Origin of the sequence: Paraburkholderia sp. BCC1885, assembly GCF_900996235.1 — a bacterium.
In the GTDB taxonomy this organism is placed as follows: Bacteria; Pseudomonadota; Gammaproteobacteria; order Burkholderiales; family Burkholderiaceae; genus Paraburkholderia.
Window position 1 is genome coordinate 47,875 of record NZ_CAAJGM010000177.1, and the last position, 16,239, is coordinate 64,113.

Genomic DNA, 16,239 nt, shown 5'->3' on the forward strand with positions numbered 1-16,239 from the left:
GCTCACCGGCCGAGAATCACGCTGACGTTGCTGCCGCCGAACGCGAACGAATTGCTCATGACGTACTGCGCGCCGCTATGGCGCGGCAAATGCCGCACGGTTTCGACGAGATCGAGCGCGGGCAGTTCGGCGTCGGCTTCGCCATCCCACAGATGACGCGGCAAGGCGACGTCGTCGCGCGCGAGCGTGAGCCATGCGAGGCCGAGTTCGTTCGCGCCCGCCGCGCCGAGTTGATGGCCGGTCAGCGGCTTGGTGCCGCTGGCGGCGACGCCGTGCGGGAAAATCCGCGCCATCAGATGAGCTTCCATCTCGTCGTTTTTGCGCGTTGCGGTGGCATGCAGGTTCACGTAGCCGATGGCCGACGCCGCGAGGCCCGCATCGGCGAGCGCGGCGCGCAGGGCCTGTTCGCCGCCGATGCCCAGGGGGTCCGGCGCCGAGATGTGATGCGCGTCGCTCGATTCACCGGCGCCCGCCAGCACGACCGGCCCTGCGTCGCGGCTCATCAGGAACACCGCCGCGCCTTCGCCGACGTTGATCCCGCGACGGTTGCGGCTCAGCGGATTCATGCGGACCGCGCTGGTGGATTCAATCGAGGCGAATCCCTGCAAGGTCAGCTCGCACAGCGAATCCACACCGCCCGCGATCACAGCGTCGCACAATCCGAGATCGAGCAGACGACGCGCCGAGATGACCGCCTTGGCGCCCGACGTGCAGGCGGTCGAGACGGTGTAGGCCGGCCCTTGCAGACCGAGCGCCGCGGCGGCGAACGGCGCGGCCGTGCCGATTTCCATTTGACGGTAATCGAATCCGGCGGGCAGATCCCCGGCGGCGGCGTGCTGCGCAAGCGCCGCTTCGCCCGCGCCGATGCCCGAGGTGCTGGTGCCGAGCACCACGCCGATCCGGTTCGCGCCGTAGCGTTCGCGCGCCGCTTCGATGGCGGGACGGATCTGCGCGAGGGCGGCGAGCAGCAGGCGGTTGTTGCGGCAGTCGTAATGCGCGAGCGCGGCGGGCGGCGCTGCGTCGAGCGGCGCCAGCACCCGGCCGACGAACGCTTCGCCGCGCCGGGTCGGCAGCGTGCCCATGCCGGGAGCCTCGCCGTTCGCCAGCGCGGCGACGATCGACGGCACGTCCTTGCCGAGGGCATTGATCATGCCGAGCGCGTGCAGATAAACACGTGACGTGCTCACACTGTTTCTCCGGTTTGGGATGGAATGCCGATCGGCGCCAGCAGCACGGACACGAGGATGCCGAGCGACAACGTAGCGCCGAAGCTGCGCAAAGCCGGCATCGAACTCATGCCGAGCATGCCGAACGACAGCAGGGTCGTCGCCGACGACAACAGCACGCCGGTCCACACGGCGCCGGGATCCGCGTCCGCGCGCAGGGTGCCTTCGCGCAGGAACACGGCATAGTTTGCGCCCACCCCGAGCACCAGCATCAAGGCGAGCCAGTTGAATAGCGTGAACGGGACGTGCGCATAGCCGAACGCGGCGAGCGTGACGCCTACCGCGAGCAGCACCGGCAAGGTGACGGCGAGGCCGCCGCGCGGCCGGTAGCGCAGCATCAACAGGATCAGCACGAGCACCAGCGCGCCCGCGAGCCAGAGGCCGCTATCGACGCGATATTCGCCGAACAGTTTCGACACGCTCGCGGCCTTGTCGACGAAGCTCACGCCCGGTACGGCACGCGCCACCTCGAGCAACGCGGCCTGGTTGGCCGGCGTCACGCTTTGCGGAATCACGACGGCGGCGAATGCACGCGGCGTGGTCTGCGTGGCGCCGAGCCACAGATGACGAAATGGCTGCGACCACGGCGCGGCCAGCCAACTGTCGACGCTGAGCACCTGCCCCGCCGATTTCGCGTAGTCCGCGAGCCAGGCGTCGGCCACTTCATCCTTGAAGCCGGCTTGCAGCAACTGGGCGCGCAAGGCGGCGGGGTCCCTGAAAACCTGCGACGCCAGCAGCGCGCGGTCGGCGCGTTGCTGCTTCGCGGACGGCACGAACGACGTCACCGATTGCCAGCCGCCCACCTGCGCGGCGCCAGTGAGCGCGTCGAGTTTTCCGCCGAGCGCTTCGGCGCGTTCCAGCACGATCTCGGGCGTCTCGCCGCGCACCACGAAGAATTGCGCCGTGTTGTCGACCCCTGCGGCGGCGGTGACTTCATGCTCCTGCGCCACCAGCGACGGGTCGCGCTGGATCAGCAGATGGATGTCGTCGTCGCTGCGCAGTTGCAACCAGCCCGGCAGGCAAGCGACCAGCAACACGAGCGTCACCCAGACCGCGCGCCGGCCGCCGATCAGCGCGCGCCAGGTTTTCAGCACGCGTCCTGCCGCCTTGAACAGGGATTGCGGACTGCGCGTCGGGGGGCGCGTGAGAAGTGTCGGCAACAACGACAGCACCGAGGCGAAGGCAATCGAAATGCCCGCGATGGCAAAGCACGCGATCTGCTTGAGCGCGGGGAACGGCGCGCACGCGAGGATCGCGTAGCCGAGCAGGCTCGTGGCGAGGGCAACCGTCAGCGCCGCAGAGACGGCGCGCGCGCCGCGCCGCGCATCCCAGCCGCGTGGCGCGCCGAGATAGACGATGAAATACTGGATCGAATAATCGACCGCCTCGCCGATCAGGCTCGCACCGAACACCAGCGTCAGCAGGTGCAGTTGGCCAAAGACCAGCAGCGTGACGGCCAGGGCGCCGACAATGCCAAGCGCGGTCGAAACGAAGCCGAGCAGCAACAGCTTCGGCGAGCGGAACACCCACAGCATCAGCAAGGCGATGCCGCACATCGAGACGACGCCGATTGCATGCATCTCGTGCTCGGACGCGCTGCGTGCCGCCTGGGCATAGAAAACGGCGCCGGTGCGCGCCAGCCTGACGTCGGGGAAGCGCTGCTTCAGAGCCGCTTCGCTGCGCGCGACCGCCGCAAGGACGCCGCGTTGCGTTTGCGTCTCATAGGCCGATCCTGGCAAGGTGGCGAGGACCATCACGCTGGTCGCGGCGCCGCGCTGCGCGACCAGCAGGCTGTCTTCGATCTGCAGATTGGAGGTGGCAAGCGGCAGGCCGCCGAGCCAGTGTTCGAGCCAACCGAACGGGTCGTCGGCGAGCGGGGTGGCGAGACCGCTTTCCGCTGGCGCGTAGAGCCGCCGCATCAGCGCGTCGTGCAGCGAGTTCGGGGCGCCGGCGAGTTGCGCGCGATCGGCGGCCGTTAGCAGGCCGAAACGATAGGGCATGTAAAGCGCGCCGATCTGCGTGACGTCGAACGGCGGTAGTGTCGCGGTGACCGAGCGGAACGCCCCGCTCGCGGCGAGCGACGCGCCGAGCTCTCTGGCGGCGGCTTTGGCGTGGGCCGCGTCATTGCTCGTCACCAGAAAGACGGTGCGATCGCCGAGTGCGGAGGCGAGCTTGTCGACCGCTTCCTCCGCGACCGGGTCCGCCTCGGTGGCGGGCAGCAACGCGAGCAGATTGGTCTGCAGCGGCGACGGACCTGCAAAGCGCCATGCGCAGTAAAGCGCCGCGACGAGAGCGAACGCCAGCCACGCGGCGCGTATGCCCCATGCCTGTTTCGAGCCTCGCACGTGTGAGACGTCCACTAGGGCGCTCCAAAAAGCTGCTGCTCGGCGGGCGTCGGATCGGTGACGGTCGCGGTGTCCGCGAACTCCAGACTCGTGATGTCGCCGCTCGCGAGCGTGATGCGCAGGCTTTGCAGATAGTTGCCGCCGCTCATCTGCAGGCCTTTGATCGCCTGGGCGAGCTGCGGCTGGTTCGGCGTGAGTTGCATGCGCCATTGCGTAGGCGTGCCGCTCGCCTGCACGTCGAATTGCGAATAGAGCGCGGTGAGATCGCCGCCGAGCATCGCGCGCATCATTTTGGACACCTCAGCAATGCCGCGTGCGCCGGATGTGCCATGTGCAGCAGCGGCGCCCACGCGCTGACCGGCCGCATTGATTTCGCTCACACCGGCATCGGTGATCAGATAGGTCGCCTGATACGGCGTTTCGATATGCCAGACGACACCGCGGCCGCGCACCAGCAGCAACCATCCCGAGCTAACGAGCGGCTGTTTCAGCGCGGCGCGTGTCTGCGTCTGCGTGAAGTGGGAGCGGATGCCGCTCGCGCGGCCCAGTTGCGCGGCGATCTGCGAAACGAGCCCCGCGCTCTGCGTAGATGCGGCTGCGTCAGTAGCGGGCGAGGCCGCAGCGTGGCTCACAGGCACGAGGGTCTGCAAGGCAAGTGCAATAGCCACCGCCGTCGCAGTCTGGGCGCCGCGCAACCTCAACGCGGCCATACGCGCTCCAGCTTTTCGAACACGATCGGCGGCGAAACGAACTGCAGTTCCTGCGTCGCCGCATCGACGGCGACCTGGATTGTGTGACCCTTGGTGAGCCGCGTACCCGACGCCCGATCAAAGACTTCGTAGCCGATCTTCAGGCGGTTCTCGTATTCGAGCAGGCTCGCGCGGACCTCGAGTTGCTGACCATAGATCGCCGGGCGCACGTACTTCAAATGCGCCTCGACCACCGGCCACAGATAGCCCGACGCCTGCATCTCGCGGTAGTCGTAATCGAAGGCCCGCAGCAGCGCCGCGCGGCCCGCCTCGAAGTACTTCAGGTAATGACCGTGCCAGCAGACGTTCATCGCATCGACGTCGTGAAACGGCACCTCGACATTCGCGCTGGCGCTCAGCACTTTGCGTGATTCGCTCATGGCGTGCCTCCGCCGTTGCGCTCGACCAGCGCGCAGGCCGCGATGCGCGCCGTCAGCGCGCGCAGATCGAATTCGAGCGCGCGGTCTTCGTCGACGAACGGCGAATCCTCGCTCACGCTTTGCATGAATGCTTCCAACGGCTGCGGGACCAGCGTGGCCGGGTTCAGGCGCAGCCGCAGTCGCGCGGCCTGCACGGCGGCAAGCGTGTGCGCGGCGGCAACCTGCTCGGTGAGTTCGAGCACGCGCAGGCAATCGCGTGCGGCGATCGTACCCATGCTGACCTTGTCCTGATTGTGGGCCTCGGTGGAACGCGAGAAGACGCTCGCCGGCATGGTCTGCTTGAGGGCTTCCGCCGTCCACGCGGACGACGAAATCTGCACGGCCTTGAAGCCGTGATTGATCGGCGCACGGGCCGACGTCGCACCGGACAGATTGCGCGGCAGGCCATTGTTGAACTTGTCGTCGACGAGCAGCGCCAACTGGCGGTCCATCAGATCGGCGAGATTGGCCACGGCGTTCTTCAGCGAGTCCATCGCAAAGGCAATGTGGCCGCCGTAGAAGTTGCCGCCGTGCAGGACGCGCTCGCTGTCAGGGTCGATCAGCGGATTGTCGTTGGCGCTGTTCAGTTCGTTTTCGACATCGCGCCGCACCCAGCTCAACGCGTCGCAGGCCACGCCGATCACGTGCGGCGCGCAGCGGATCGAGTAGCGGTCCTGCAGGCGATGGCCTGGCGTGTCGTCGCGGCCCGCAAGATCGGCGCGAATCCATGCGGCGGCTTCGGCCTGGCCGGCGTGCGGCTTGGCTTCGAACAACAGCGGATCGAAATGCGCGGCGCGGCCATCGAGCGCGATGGTAGATAGGGCGGTCAGCCGTGCGGCCACGCGCGTCAAATGCCTGGCGCGGGCGAAGGCGAGACACGCGAGGCCCGTCATGACCGCAGTGCCGTTCATCAGCGCGAGGCCTTCTTTCGGCGCCAGCGTGAGCGGCGCGTGGCCGAGTTCGCGCCAGACGCCGCGCGCGTCGCGCAACTGGCCGTTAAACAGCACGTCGCGTTCGCCGACCAAAGCTGCGGCGACATACGACAGCGGGGTGAGATCGCCGCTCGCGCCTACCGATCCTTCAGCGGGAATGCGCGGCAGCACCCGATGATTGATCAGATCAGCGACGCGTTCGAGCAGTACCGGCCGCACGCCGGAGAAGCCATATGCAAGCGAATTGAGCCGCGCGGCGATCACGGCCAGCGTTTCGGCATCGTCGAGATAGCGGCCCATTCCGCAACCGTGGTAGCGGGTGAGCTGAAGCGGCAGCGCCTCGACGAGTTCCATCGGCACGTCGACCACGCAGGCATCGCCATAGCCGGTATTCACGCCGTAGACGGTGGCGCCCGAAGCGAGATGGCGGCGCAGAAAGTCGGCGCCGCGCGCGATGCGCGAACGCCACGCGGGATCGTCGCTCAGCGTGATCGGGGCGCGCTGCTGCGCAATGTCCACCACCTCTTCGATGGTCAGCTTGCGTCCGCCGATGACGATGGACGCGCCGCTCGCGCGCGCCGGTTGCTGGATGTCCTGCGTCAGATCACTTTCGGCCATGTGCGCCTCCACTGGGGCGCGCCCAGAAATCGAAAAAGTTGAACCACTGATAGGGCGCCTTGCGGCAGTAATACTCGAGCCGCGTGGCGTAGCGTTGCGCCCACGCCGCGAGATGCTGCGCGCGATCGCGGCGCGGCAGTTCGATGCGCTCGGCGAACGGCTCGAAATACAGCCGGTAGCTGTCGCGCTCTTTCAGGCAGAAGAACAGGTAGACCGGGCATTCGAGCACATGTGCGAGCACGAACGGTCCGTGTGCGAACGGCGCCGGGGCGCCGAGAAATTCGGCATTGGTCGTTCGGCCCGCTTCGTGGGCCGGCGTGCGGTCGCCGACGATAACCAGCAGTTCGCCGCGCGCGACGCGCTCATGCATCATCAGCGCCGTCTCCGGGCCGAAGTCGCTCACTTCGAGCATGTGCTGCGAGAAGTTGCGGTTCGTCGATGCCAGCACGCTGTTGAAGCGGCGCGCGTGTTCGGTATAGACGATGGCCGTCACCTTGGTCTTGGAGCCGCGCGTCGCCAGCGCCCGCGCCATTTCCAGGTTGCCGAGGTGTGAGCCGATCACGAGCGCGCCGCGGCCGCTGTCGAGCAGGGCGTCGAGCACGCCGGTGTCGTGGAAGCAGACTTCGGCGGGTTCGACATGGCCTGACCAGGCTGTGAGCTTGTCGAAACCCGACTGCGCGAAGGCGAGCATGTGCCGGTAGGCGGACAGCCAGCCTGGACGCGGCGTGTCGTGTGGCGCCGAGGCTTGCGCGAGGTGCTCGAAGTAGCGCCGCGAGGCGTCGCGCGCGGGACGTCCCGTGATCAGAAAATACGCCACGATCGGATGCAGCCACCACGCGGTGAGGCGCGGGCCGATGGTCTTGCAGCCGAGCGCGAGCAGCCGCATGCCGAGCCGGCTGCCGCGCTCCGCCATGCGCCACCAGGCTGCGTCGCCTTCCGCGCTTGCTTTTCCTTCACCGGCGCGCGCAGACGCAAAGGCCGCGCGGCGCGGCGTCAGTTTGTGCCACAGCAGCAACGGCAGCCGCGCCAGCATCCCCGCGACAAGCCGCGTATGCGTGCCGCTGATACGCACGTTGTCCCACAGGACGTCGAAGTGCGAGACGCCGTCTATCGCATACGTGACCGGCGTGGGGATCGCGATGAACTGCACGCGCCGCCAGTGCAGACGCACGAGGATTTCGATGTCGAAGTCCATGCGCGTGCCCAGCTTGACGGAGTCGATCAGCGCGCAGGCGATGTCGAGCGGATAGAGGCGAAAGCCGCACATCGAGTCGCGGATCGTGAACGAGAGCGTCTCGATCCAGACCCACACGTGCGTCAGATAGCGCCCATAGAGCCGCGCTTTCGGCACGCTCGCGTCGTAAATCGGGCTGCCGAGAATCACCGCCTGCGGGTTGGCGCGCGAGGCGTCGAGAAAGCGCGGCACGTCGCTGGCGTCGTGCTGGCCGTCGGCGTCGATCTGCAGCGCGTGCGTGTAGCCGGCCGCGTGCGCCGCGCGCAGTCCCGCCATGACAGCGGCGCCCTTGCCGCCGTTGACGGGCAGGCGCAGCAGCGTCAATTGCCCTGCGTATTGCTGCGCCAGCGCGGCGAGGACCTGCTGGGTGGCGGCGTCGCTGCCGTCGTCGACCACAAAAAGCGGCAAGCCGTGGACGACCAGATTCGCCACCGTCGCGCCGATCGCGTCCTTGTGGTTGTAGATCGGGATCACGATGCAGGCCGCGTGGCTCATACCAGCTCCCTGTAGACGATCACGCCCGAGGCGCAGTCACGTTCGCCGAGCCGGTAGGTGAACTGGATCCGCTGACGCGCGGCGTCGTGCGCGAGGGTCAGCTTGAGCAGGGCGCCTGGCGGGACCGGCGCCATGAACTTGAGACGATCGATCGACGCCGGCGAACCCGCTGCGGGCACATGAGCGGCCGCGAACCGGATGGCCCAGTCGACCTGCACGACGCCCGGCAGAATCGGCAAACCGGGAAAGTGTCCGGCGAAGTGAACCAGCGTATCCGGCACATGCAGTTCGTAGACGAACTCATTGCCGGATTGCACTTCGGCCAGCAATTCGAACCCTTCGGGGCTCGCCGCGAAGGTGGCGGCGAGGGCGGCGGCGGGCAGCTTGCCGCGCGCGTCGAACGGCAACGCGAGGCGAAAGCGCCAGTGGCGCGGCAGCACCACGAGATCGAAATACGCGGCGAGATGACGGCGCAAGGTCTTGACGAGCGATACGCGGCCATGGGCGCGCAGCGCCTCGTTGCCCGCTTCGCTCAGCACCACGACGGCCCCCGCGCGTTCGCGCGTGGTGCCGTCGAGCCGCGTCACCGCCACCTCGCCGACAAACGGATGCTGGACGAGACGCGATTCGAGTTCCACCAGCGAAAGACGTTTGCCGTCGAGCTTGATGACGCGATCGAGGCGGCCGCGCAGACGGAAGCGTCCGTCGGCGTCGAACACGGCTTCGTCGTCGCTGCGATGCCAGTCGTCGTGGCCGAGATGCGCCGAGCGCACCATGAGCGCGCCGTCGTCGGCACGCTGCACGCGGATGCCCGGCATGGCGCGCCACGCATCCGAGATGTCCTGCCGGCGCCATGCAATGCCGCCGGTCTCGGTGCTGCCGTACACCTCGAACGGCGCGGCGCCGAAACGCGCCGCGTACTGGCTGGCGGTGGTTGCCGCCAGCGGGCCGCCGGACGAGAAGAAGGCGAGCGGCGCGGGCGCAAGCGTGGCGAAGCCAGGCAGCTCGGGCCAGCGCGACAGTTGCGCGGGTGTCGACACGACCACCGTCGCCACGCATCGATCGATGCGCGCCTGCAGCGCCAACGGATCGGCGCTGACACTGCGGTCGAACGCGCGGCCAGCCGCGAGCGGCCAGAACACGCGGAACAGAATGCCGTAGATATGGTGATGCGGCACACTCGCGAGAATCGTCGCCTGGCCGAGCACGTCGGCCCATTGCTGTTCGAGCGTGTGGACTTCGGCGTCGAACTGGGCGAGCGTCTTGCGTACCGGCTTCGGCGTGCCGCTGCTGCCCGAGGTGAAAAGCGTCAGGGGCGCATTCGGGTCGATCGTCCAGCCGTTAGCGGGGACGTGCCGCGCGACGGCGTCGGTGTCCGTGCCCTGGTCGAGCGCGGGCAGGTCCGCATCCGTGAGCAGGCAATCGTAGGCGCTCGCCAGGTCCGCGAGATAACCGGGCGCCGCATTGGCCGGAATCACCGGTTCCTTGCCGCATGCAAACAGGGCAAAGAGCGTGCAGGCGAATTCGAACGGGTCGTCGATGCACAGCGCGTAGCGCTGTTCAGGCCGCGTGCGCAGCGCCGCCGCGCGACGTGTGGTGCGCGCGTGAAACGTGGCGAAGTCGAGCGTCGTGCCGTTATCGTGGCAGACGGGCGTATGGCCGGCGCGCGCTGCGACCAGCAGGTCGTGCAACGCAATCATAAGGCCTCCGAACGAGCGGCCCTCGGTTGCACGATCAGATGACGCCAGCCGATCTCGCCCAGCAGCAGCACGCCGATCAGCCCATAGGCGAGCGCGCCGTTGTAGAGCGACCAGGTTTCGCGCCGCCAGCATAGAGCGGTATAAACAGAAAACACGCTATTCAGTGTAAAAAAAACGCACCACATCTGGGTAACGCGGCGCGTGTAACGCACCACTTGCGGAGTCGGATCGGGATTGTGCAGGCGCGCGAATTTCTCGACCATCGACGGCCCGCGCATGAGCGTGACGCTAAACACCACCAGCAGTCCGAGGTTGACGAGCGACGGGTAGAGCCGCAGCAGCAATTCGCTATTGGTCAAGACGATCGCCGCCGAGGCGCAGTTGAGCATGCCGGCGACGCACCAGTCGACCGGCGTCAGGCGGCGCAACGACTCGGCCACCGCGCCGGTGCCGCCCCAGCGCTGCAACCACAGCAACACGAACAGCATGCAACCGATATAGCGCGGCGCGTCCCAGTGCCACGCGCACAGAATGACCGCGGGATAGGCCAGCTTGGTGGCGACGCTCAAGCCGATACGCAATGCACCGGGCAGTTTGGCCCGCGTGTTGCCTGGTTGTTTGCCGCCGGGTTCGCCTTGGGCATGGCCGCGCAGTTTTCCGGCCAGCCAGCCGCCGCTGGGCGCCGCGGCTGCAATCGTTGATCCGCTCGGGGCGCCGGAAGCGGCAAGATCGTGCGCTGCTGCGGTTTCGGCTGCCTGCGGTTCGCACGAGGACACGGACAGCATCAGTCCTGTGCCGCGAGCAGCGACTCGATCGCGCTGATCACGTCGCCGACCGTGCGCACCTGCTTGAACTCCTCCGGCTTGATCCGGCGTCCGGTCATTTCCTGCAGCTTGATCGCAAGGTCGACAGCGTCGATGCTGTCCAGATCGAGTTCCTCGAACAGATGCGCCTGCGGCGTCACGCGTTCGGGTTCGATGGCAAAGTTCTCTTTGAAAATTGCGCGGATGCGCTCCAGAATTTCTGCCTCGCTCACGATTTATTCCCCTGTGCTTGCGGTTTCGCCGACCGCGGTTGCTGCTTCCCTCTGACTGACGATCAGCGCGGCGAGGCTGCTGACGGAGCGGAAATGCTCGCGCATGCGCGTGTCATCCGCGGAGATGGTCAGCTGGTATTGTTTGCGCAGCACGATGCCGATCTCCAGCGCGTCGATCGAATCGAGTCCGACGCCGTCGGTTTCGAAGAGCGGTGCGTCGTCGTCGATATCGGCGGGGGTCAGGTGTTCCAGATCGAAGGCCTCGATCAGGAGCTGCTTAATTTCCAGTTTTAAAGAATCCATATTCGAACAGGTGCTGGGTGATGTGCGTTTCGATAGCGTGAGTCACGCTGCGTGCCGCGAGGGCCGGTGGTTCATTCTGAAGATCGAGCCGTTCGATGCCGACCGGAGCCAGCACGTTCACGCTGATGCGAAACGGCCGCGGCGGTACGTCGTACCAGCGCATTTCCTTGGTAAATGCGGGCGGATCGCAATTCATCAGAACCGGCAGGATCGGTGCGCCTGCGCTCAACGCAATATAGGCAAAGCCGCGTGAAAATGCGTGCATCCGGTTCGGGGCGGGGCTGCGCGTGCCCTCGGGAAAAATGATCATGGTGTGGCCGGCGGCAAGCTGGCGCGCGCAGTCAGCGACGAATTCGACAGGATCCGCGTTGCTCACATACGAGGCGGCACGCACGATCCCCCAGAAACAGGGATTACCCCAGTGTGCGTTCTTTACCACACAGCAGGCCGACGGCACGAGTGACAGCAGCACCACCACGTCCAGATAAGTGGGATGGTTGGCGACGACGATCGAGGCGCCGCTTGCACGCAGACGGGCCACGCCTTCGACGTCGAGCTCCATCACGCCGACGCGCTGCAGGGTGGCCACCAGCGCGCGGAAGAACCAGTGAATCAGGGTCGTGACCCCACGTTGCCGCGAGGCGGCATGCGGCCATAGCCGCGCGAGCGGATACGCGACCAGCGAAAACAGCATGCCGCAGACGCCGAACACGACGAAGCTCATGCCGGTGGCGAACAGCCGCCAGCCGTAGTCAAGCCGTGCCGTCATGCCATCTCCATTGCCATTGAGCGCTGGCGCCATGCCACGTCGCAGCCTGCCGAGAATCGAGGCAGTGCTGCAGAGCTTCGCTTTGGGTGGCGAAGCGCGCCGGGGAGTCGGACGAGCCGGAGTCATCCGGCCCCGAGATCGTGCATTCGAGCTGACCGCGCGCCGTCGCGGCGTCGAGCAAAACGGCGACGGCGCCTTCCTGCACCTCGTTTTCGACCTTGCCGTACAGCGGGTTGGCCGGCTCGTCGGCATAGACTACCAGCACCGGCGGCGCCGGCTGTTTCATGTATTGCGCATGGGCTTCGAGCAAGGCGTAGCCGAGCGATTCGGGGCCTGCCGAAATAGCCGTGGCCGGCGAGCGGTCGCGGCGCGCAATGCCGAAGATGCCGGACATGGCGTTGAGCACCGACAGGCTGAAGGCATTCGGCGAGACCGGCTCGTCTGCGGTCATGGCGTGCAGGATGTCCGTGGTGCGGCGCAGTTCGCCGTGCCGCGAGGCGAACACGAGACGCAGTGCTTCGTGTCCATGCGCGCAGTCGTGCGCGACCTTGAGCGCGGCGCGCGACAGGGAACTCAGGCGACGGCGCACCATGGGATCAATGAAGCTGGCGTCGGGCGGCGTCTTGGAGGTAACAGACCAGGAAGACCAGTGGGCAACCGGCATGGTCCAGCGCAAATCGGGCATATCGGTGGTCTTCGGTTGAGGACAGCAACTGCTTTTCAGGTCTCCCCGCCGGAGCCATGCATCAGGCGTTGAAACCCGGCTCGTCATGGCCCTGACTATGTGCAGAGTGTGGGTAAATTGTTATGGGTTGAGTACAGCGATCAGGTTCGTTAACGGCATATGGCGCGAATTATATAGTGCTCAGAATAGAAATAATCCGAATAGCACTTCCACGCTGACCATGTTTTAACGTGCACTGCGAATTGATTTATTTTTACAACTGGATCCCGGCGGATTTTTACTCGCCGACGAAAGCCTGACGTAATGTAACGAAGCGTAATCCCTGCTGCTTCGCTATTTCAAACACGCTCGGCAAGACGGAGAGCAAAACCGGCTCGCCGTTGGCCGTGATGGCGGCGTTGCCGTCGTGCACGAGCAGGATGTCGCGCGCCGCGAGATCGCGGAGCAAACGTTGTCGTACCTTCTCCGGGTCCGTTTCGCGCGTGTCGAAGCCGCGTCGGGTCCACGCGACCAGCCGCAGATCCTGCGCCTGCAACACAGGCTCCAGCAGGACGTTGCGGAACCCGGCCGGCGCGCGAAAGAACGCGGGGCGTTCGCCGGTGAGTTCGGTCAGCGTGTGCTGTCCTGCCTCCACTTCGCGGGCCAGCGCGCGCGACGTCTTGACGGAAAACGTGTGACGGTGCCTCTGCGAATGGTTTTCGACCGCGTGGCCGCGCGCCACGATCTCGCGCACGAGCGACGGGTATCGACGCGCACGCTCGCCGATGCAGAAAAAAGTCGCGCGCACGCCATGTCGATCCAGCAGGTCGAGCACTTGCGGCGTGACAACGGGGTCAGGACCGTCATCGATCGTCAAGGCGATGAAATTCGCGTTGCCGGCGACATCTGGCAGTCGGGTCCAGTTCGGCCCGAGCACGGTCGAGCGCGGCCACAAGCCGGCGAGCGTGACCGCAGCGTGATTGACGGCGGTGCCGGCGAGCCACCACGGCCACGTGGATGGCGCGATCGCACAGCCGGCCAACGCGGCCGCATGCCACGCGGTGGTCAGCTTCAACGCGTTGGGGTGGCCGGTGACAGGCCAGCGACGTGGGGGCGTCGCGTCCAATCCGGTTGGGACCCGCGAGATGGGCTCGGTCATCCTGCTTTACTCTTCAATAAACCGCCGGTTGCGCGCAGCGGGCTTCTACGACGCGATTCAAACAGACGAGATGGCGGACGGCATTCACCGCGCATTCGCGAAAACCCGAAGTTTATTGCATGAATGCGGATTGGTGTAGGGTTAAACGCCGTGTAAGGCTTGGGGCGGTTTAATTCGTTACAAGGCTTACAGGGGTACGGCCTTGCGCGGATCTTTTGCGCTTCGCCCAAGGTGAGAGGATTCGGGATAGTGAGGATTTCCAGGAGTCCTTTTTTACTGGCTGCGGCTCGCGCGATGCCCCATACTTCGTCGAGATTTGGCCTGACCGGATCGAGGTGTGTCGATACGCGTGAAGCGCGGCGAAATCGTGTTTTATAGGCGCGCAACGCGTAGCGATGGTCAGATGGCAGCGCGGCTTAGGATTTGCCGCGCTGCCGCTTCGAGGCGGTCTTTATAGCCGCATTTACGAATCACTCGATCGTTCACATGCGACTAGCCGCGCACATAGGTCACGATTTCCACGCGACGATCCGGCTGCAGGCAGCGGACGAGGCTGTTGTTGTCCATGTTTCCGCATTGCGTCACCGGGTCCTGGCTGCCTAGCCCTTCGGCGCGGATCTTGTCTGCGGGCACGCCTTGCTGGACCAGCACGGCTTTCACAGCTTCAGCTCGCCGCTTCGACAGTTCCAGGTTATACGAACTGGAGCCGAGCCTGTCGGTGTAGCCGCGTACCTCGACGTGACCAAACGGACTGGCGCGCAGGCGTGCTGCGATCTGCGCGAGGTCCGACCTGCCTGCGGGACGAATGTCGTTGACGTCGCCACGATCAAAAGGAAACAGCGCATCCGCCGACAGACGCTCGACGCGCGGCGGAGGCGGCGGCGGTTCAGCCGCGGGTTGCGCCTGCGCCGGATAAGCGCCATAGACCACCGGTCCCTGGACTACCCAGCCACCCGGCACCCACACGTAGCGGCCATGCGCCCATGCCCAATAGCCTTGATGCCACATGTGCCCGGGGCGCGGCGGCGGAACGCGCTCATAGACGGGCCCAGGCGTGGGAACGAGCACGACTTGCGCAAAGGCAGCGGGCGCGGCGGCGATGAGCGCCGCCGCGGCGATCAACGTCCGCACGACGGTGCGTGAGCGCGATGCGCGTTTGCGTGACGCGAGCGAGTGGTTTTCAACCGATTGTGATTGTGGAAACGTCATCAGGACAACTCCAGATTGTTAGGGGCCGCCTTGAGTTGGGGGAGGCACATGCGCATTCTAGAAAGACCGCGTATGACAAGCTCTCTCGGTTTGTAACGAGACGTGTGCGGCGTTACGGATTCGTGATTTAAAACGGCGATAAGCACGCGTGAATTGCAAACAATGGTTAAGTACGACCGCACACGCGGGATTGCGTGGCGCATTTTCGATTGCTGCACGTCCGTGAGAGGTGAGGATATTCGGGAGCGGCGCATGAGGATGAACAGGTGCGGTCAGGGGCGCACTTCGCGTTCACCTTTGAGGGATGGTGGACGAGAATGTGCTCGCGCCTGACTCCTGCGTCATAACTTCAACGTCATCAAGCACTTGCCTTGCTTGCCCGCAAGTTATGCACACCCTTATGAACGATTTTTGTGGACAAGTTGGTTCGGGGAATCGGTCTATAGGAGTAGTCCGATTTTTCGGATCCGTTGTTTTCACCTCAAGAACGGCCGCAGGTTTTCCCCCACCGTCCGCGTCTGACGCTAGTTTACGCGTCGTTATAAATTAGTAGAACCAACGGGCTAGATGAACCATAAGAGCTACCGGCTGGTATTCAGCCGACTGAGAGGAATGCTGGTTGCCGTCGAGGAAACCGCTACGGCAGCAGGAAAGGAAGCTGGACAAGTCACGGCTTGCAGGACGGGTAAAACGGGACGCCGCACAGCACTGTTTTCCCTGCGACAGATTGCCTTCGCCGCACTCGCGCTGCTCGGTGCGTTGCCTTCATGGTCCGGCGCGCAGATCGTCCCGGGTGGCGCGCACGCTCCATCCGTCATCCAGACACAGAACGGGTTGCCGCAGGTCAACATCAACCGGCCGTCCGGCGCCGGTGTCTCGATGAACACCTATGGTCGGTTCGACGTGCAGCCGAAAGGTGCGATCCTGAACAACTCGCCGGTGATCGTGCAGACGCAGCAGGCGGGCATGATCAACGGCAATCCGAACTTCGGCCCCGGCCAGTCGGCGCGCGTCATCGTCAACCAGGTCAATAGCAGCGCGGCAAGCCAGATCAACGGGCATCTTGAAGTTGCGGGCCAGCGCGCCGAGGTGGTCATTGCGAACGGAAGCGGGATTTCCGTGAACGGTGGCGGCTTCATCAACACGTCGCGGGCCATCCTCACCACCGGCACGCCGAATTTCGCGCCGGACGGCTCGCTCGCGGGCTTTAACGTGACGGGCGGCAACATCAACCGTGCAGGCACCTGCCGTGCGTTCGACCCTTCCGACATTCGAGGGCTACCCGCTCCTGCCGGTCGAGACACCATGCTTTCGCATCGGCAAATTCGCGCTCGATGTCCTACGCTGCCGACTGCCGTGCGCAGAAAGGGCGCGTCGGCCC

14 protein-coding genes and 1 pseudogene are annotated in these 16,239 nt (G+C 65.6%); 1 reads left to right on the forward strand and 14 read right to left on the reverse strand.

The window, feature by feature from the left end; translation table 11 throughout:
* Positions 1 to 2: 2 nt before the first annotated feature.
* From FQ755_RS16445 to FQ755_RS16510, 14 genes are all read right to left on the reverse strand, one after another.
* A complete protein-coding gene (locus FQ755_RS16445) occupies positions 3 to 1,187 on the reverse strand; it encodes a beta-ketoacyl-ACP synthase (RefSeq protein WP_222105738.1) in 1,185 nt (394 codons plus the stop codon).
* Positions 1,184 to 3,586 (reverse strand): MMPL family transporter, encoded by a 2,403-nt coding sequence (locus tag FQ755_RS16450; protein WP_144155915.1) that lies wholly within the window; start codon positions 3,584 to 3,586, stop codon positions 1,184 to 1,186. The genes FQ755_RS16445 and FQ755_RS16450 overlap by 4 nt, the downstream gene beginning before the upstream one ends.
* Positions 3,586 to 4,281, reverse strand: coding sequence for a LolA family protein (locus FQ755_RS16455; protein WP_144155916.1), 696 nt, complete (start codon positions 4,279 to 4,281; stop codon positions 3,586 to 3,588). Before FQ755_RS16455 ends, FQ755_RS16450 begins: the two co-directional genes overlap by 1 nt.
* Entirely contained in the window at positions 4,269 to 4,700 is a 432-nt protein-coding gene (locus tag FQ755_RS16460; RefSeq protein ID WP_144155917.1) for an acyl-CoA thioesterase, read from the reverse strand. The genes FQ755_RS16455 and FQ755_RS16460 overlap by 13 nt, the downstream gene beginning before the upstream one ends.
* Complete coding sequence (gene hutH / locus FQ755_RS16465) at positions 4,697 to 6,289, reverse strand: histidine ammonia-lyase (protein ID WP_144155918.1); 1,593 nt, start codon at positions 6,287 to 6,289, stop codon at positions 4,697 to 4,699. Before hutH ends, FQ755_RS16460 begins: the two co-directional genes overlap by 4 nt.
* Positions 6,276 to 8,018 (reverse strand): glycosyltransferase family 2 protein, encoded by a 1,743-nt coding sequence (locus tag FQ755_RS16470; RefSeq protein ID WP_144155919.1) that lies wholly within the window; start codon positions 8,016 to 8,018, stop codon positions 6,276 to 6,278. The genes hutH and FQ755_RS16470 overlap by 14 nt, the downstream gene beginning before the upstream one ends.
* Complete coding sequence (locus FQ755_RS16475; RefSeq protein WP_144155920.1) at positions 8,015 to 9,718, reverse strand: AMP-binding protein; 1,704 nt, start codon at positions 9,716 to 9,718, stop codon at positions 8,015 to 8,017. Before FQ755_RS16475 ends, FQ755_RS16470 begins: the two co-directional genes overlap by 4 nt.
* The gene (locus FQ755_RS16480; RefSeq protein ID WP_260858625.1) at positions 9,715 to 10,503 is read right to left on the reverse strand and encodes a hypothetical protein; all 789 of its coding nucleotides are present in this window, start codon (positions 10,501 to 10,503) and stop codon (positions 9,715 to 9,717) included. Before FQ755_RS16480 ends, FQ755_RS16475 begins: the two co-directional genes overlap by 4 nt.
* Positions 10,503 to 10,754: an acyl carrier protein gene (locus FQ755_RS16485; protein ID WP_144155921.1), complete on the reverse strand. Its 252-nt coding sequence runs from the start codon at positions 10,752 to 10,754 to the stop codon at positions 10,503 to 10,505. Before FQ755_RS16485 ends, FQ755_RS16480 begins: the two co-directional genes overlap by 1 nt.
* Positions 10,755 to 10,757: 3 nt before the next feature.
* Positions 10,758 to 11,057, reverse strand: a complete 300-nt coding sequence (locus tag FQ755_RS16490; protein ID WP_144155922.1) for a phosphopantetheine-binding protein — start codon at positions 11,055 to 11,057, stop codon at positions 10,758 to 10,760.
* Positions 11,032 to 11,826, reverse strand: a complete 795-nt coding sequence (locus FQ755_RS16495; RefSeq protein WP_144155923.1) for a lysophospholipid acyltransferase family protein — start codon at positions 11,824 to 11,826, stop codon at positions 11,032 to 11,034. Before FQ755_RS16495 ends, FQ755_RS16490 begins: the two co-directional genes overlap by 26 nt.
* A complete protein-coding gene (locus FQ755_RS16500) occupies positions 11,810 to 12,511 on the reverse strand; it encodes a beta-ketoacyl synthase chain length factor (RefSeq protein ID WP_144155924.1) in 702 nt (233 codons plus the stop codon). Before FQ755_RS16500 ends, FQ755_RS16495 begins: the two co-directional genes overlap by 17 nt.
* A 277-nt stretch (positions 12,512 to 12,788) precedes the next feature.
* Entirely contained in the window at positions 12,789 to 13,649 is an 861-nt protein-coding gene (locus FQ755_RS16505; protein WP_144155925.1) for a polysaccharide deacetylase family protein, read from the reverse strand.
* 492 nt (positions 13,650 to 14,141) lie between these two features.
* Positions 14,142 to 14,858 carry an OmpA family protein gene (locus FQ755_RS16510; RefSeq protein ID WP_144155926.1) on the reverse strand — a complete coding sequence of 239 codons (717 nt, stop codon included), beginning with the start codon at positions 14,856 to 14,858 and terminating at the stop codon, positions 14,142 to 14,144.
* A gap of 567 nt (positions 14,859 to 15,425) precedes the next feature.
* Here FQ755_RS16510 and FQ755_RS16515 point away from each other — a divergent pair.
* A pseudogene (locus FQ755_RS16515) lies at positions 15,426 to 16,100 on the forward strand (filamentous hemagglutinin N-terminal domain-containing protein); the annotation flags it as partial.
* Positions 16,101 to 16,239 lie beyond the last annotated feature (139 nt).

Bases quoted from the DNA above. Each gene is read 5' to 3' on its own strand.
- FQ755_RS16480 (WP_260858625.1), bottom strand. From the start codon at position 10,503: ATGCTGTCCGTGTCCTCGTGCGAACCGCAGGCAGCCGAAACCGCAGCA.
- FQ755_RS16500 (WP_144155924.1), bottom strand. From the start codon at position 12,511: ATGCCCGATTTGCGCTGGACCATGCCGGTTGCCCACTGGTCTTCCTGG.
- FQ755_RS16460 (WP_144155917.1), bottom strand. From the start codon at position 4,700: ATGAGCGAATCACGCAAAGTGCTGAGCGCCAGCGCGAATGTCGAGGTG.
- FQ755_RS16455 (WP_144155916.1), bottom strand. From the start codon at position 4,281: ATGGCCGCGTTGAGGTTGCGCGGCGCCCAGACTGCGACGGCGGTGGCT.
- FQ755_RS16510 (WP_144155926.1), bottom strand. From the start codon at position 14,858: ATGACGTTTCCACAATCACAATCGGTTGAAAACCACTCGCTCGCGTCA.
- FQ755_RS16505 (WP_144155925.1), bottom strand. From the start codon at position 13,649: ATGACCGAGCCCATCTCGCGGGTCCCAACCGGATTGGACGCGACGCCC.
- FQ755_RS16475 (WP_144155920.1), bottom strand. From the start codon at position 9,718: ATGATTGCGTTGCACGACCTGCTGGTCGCAGCGCGCGCCGGCCATACG.
- FQ755_RS16490 (WP_144155922.1), bottom strand. From the start codon at position 11,057: ATGGATTCTTTAAAACTGGAAATTAAGCAGCTCCTGATCGAGGCCTTC.
- FQ755_RS16470 (WP_144155919.1), bottom strand. From the start codon at position 8,018: ATGAGCCACGCGGCCTGCATCGTGATCCCGATCTACAACCACAAGGAC.
- hutH (WP_144155918.1), bottom strand. From the start codon at position 6,289: ATGGCCGAAAGTGATCTGACGCAGGACATCCAGCAACCGGCGCGCGCG.
- FQ755_RS16495 (WP_144155923.1), bottom strand. From the start codon at position 11,826: ATGACGGCACGGCTTGACTACGGCTGGCGGCTGTTCGCCACCGGCATG.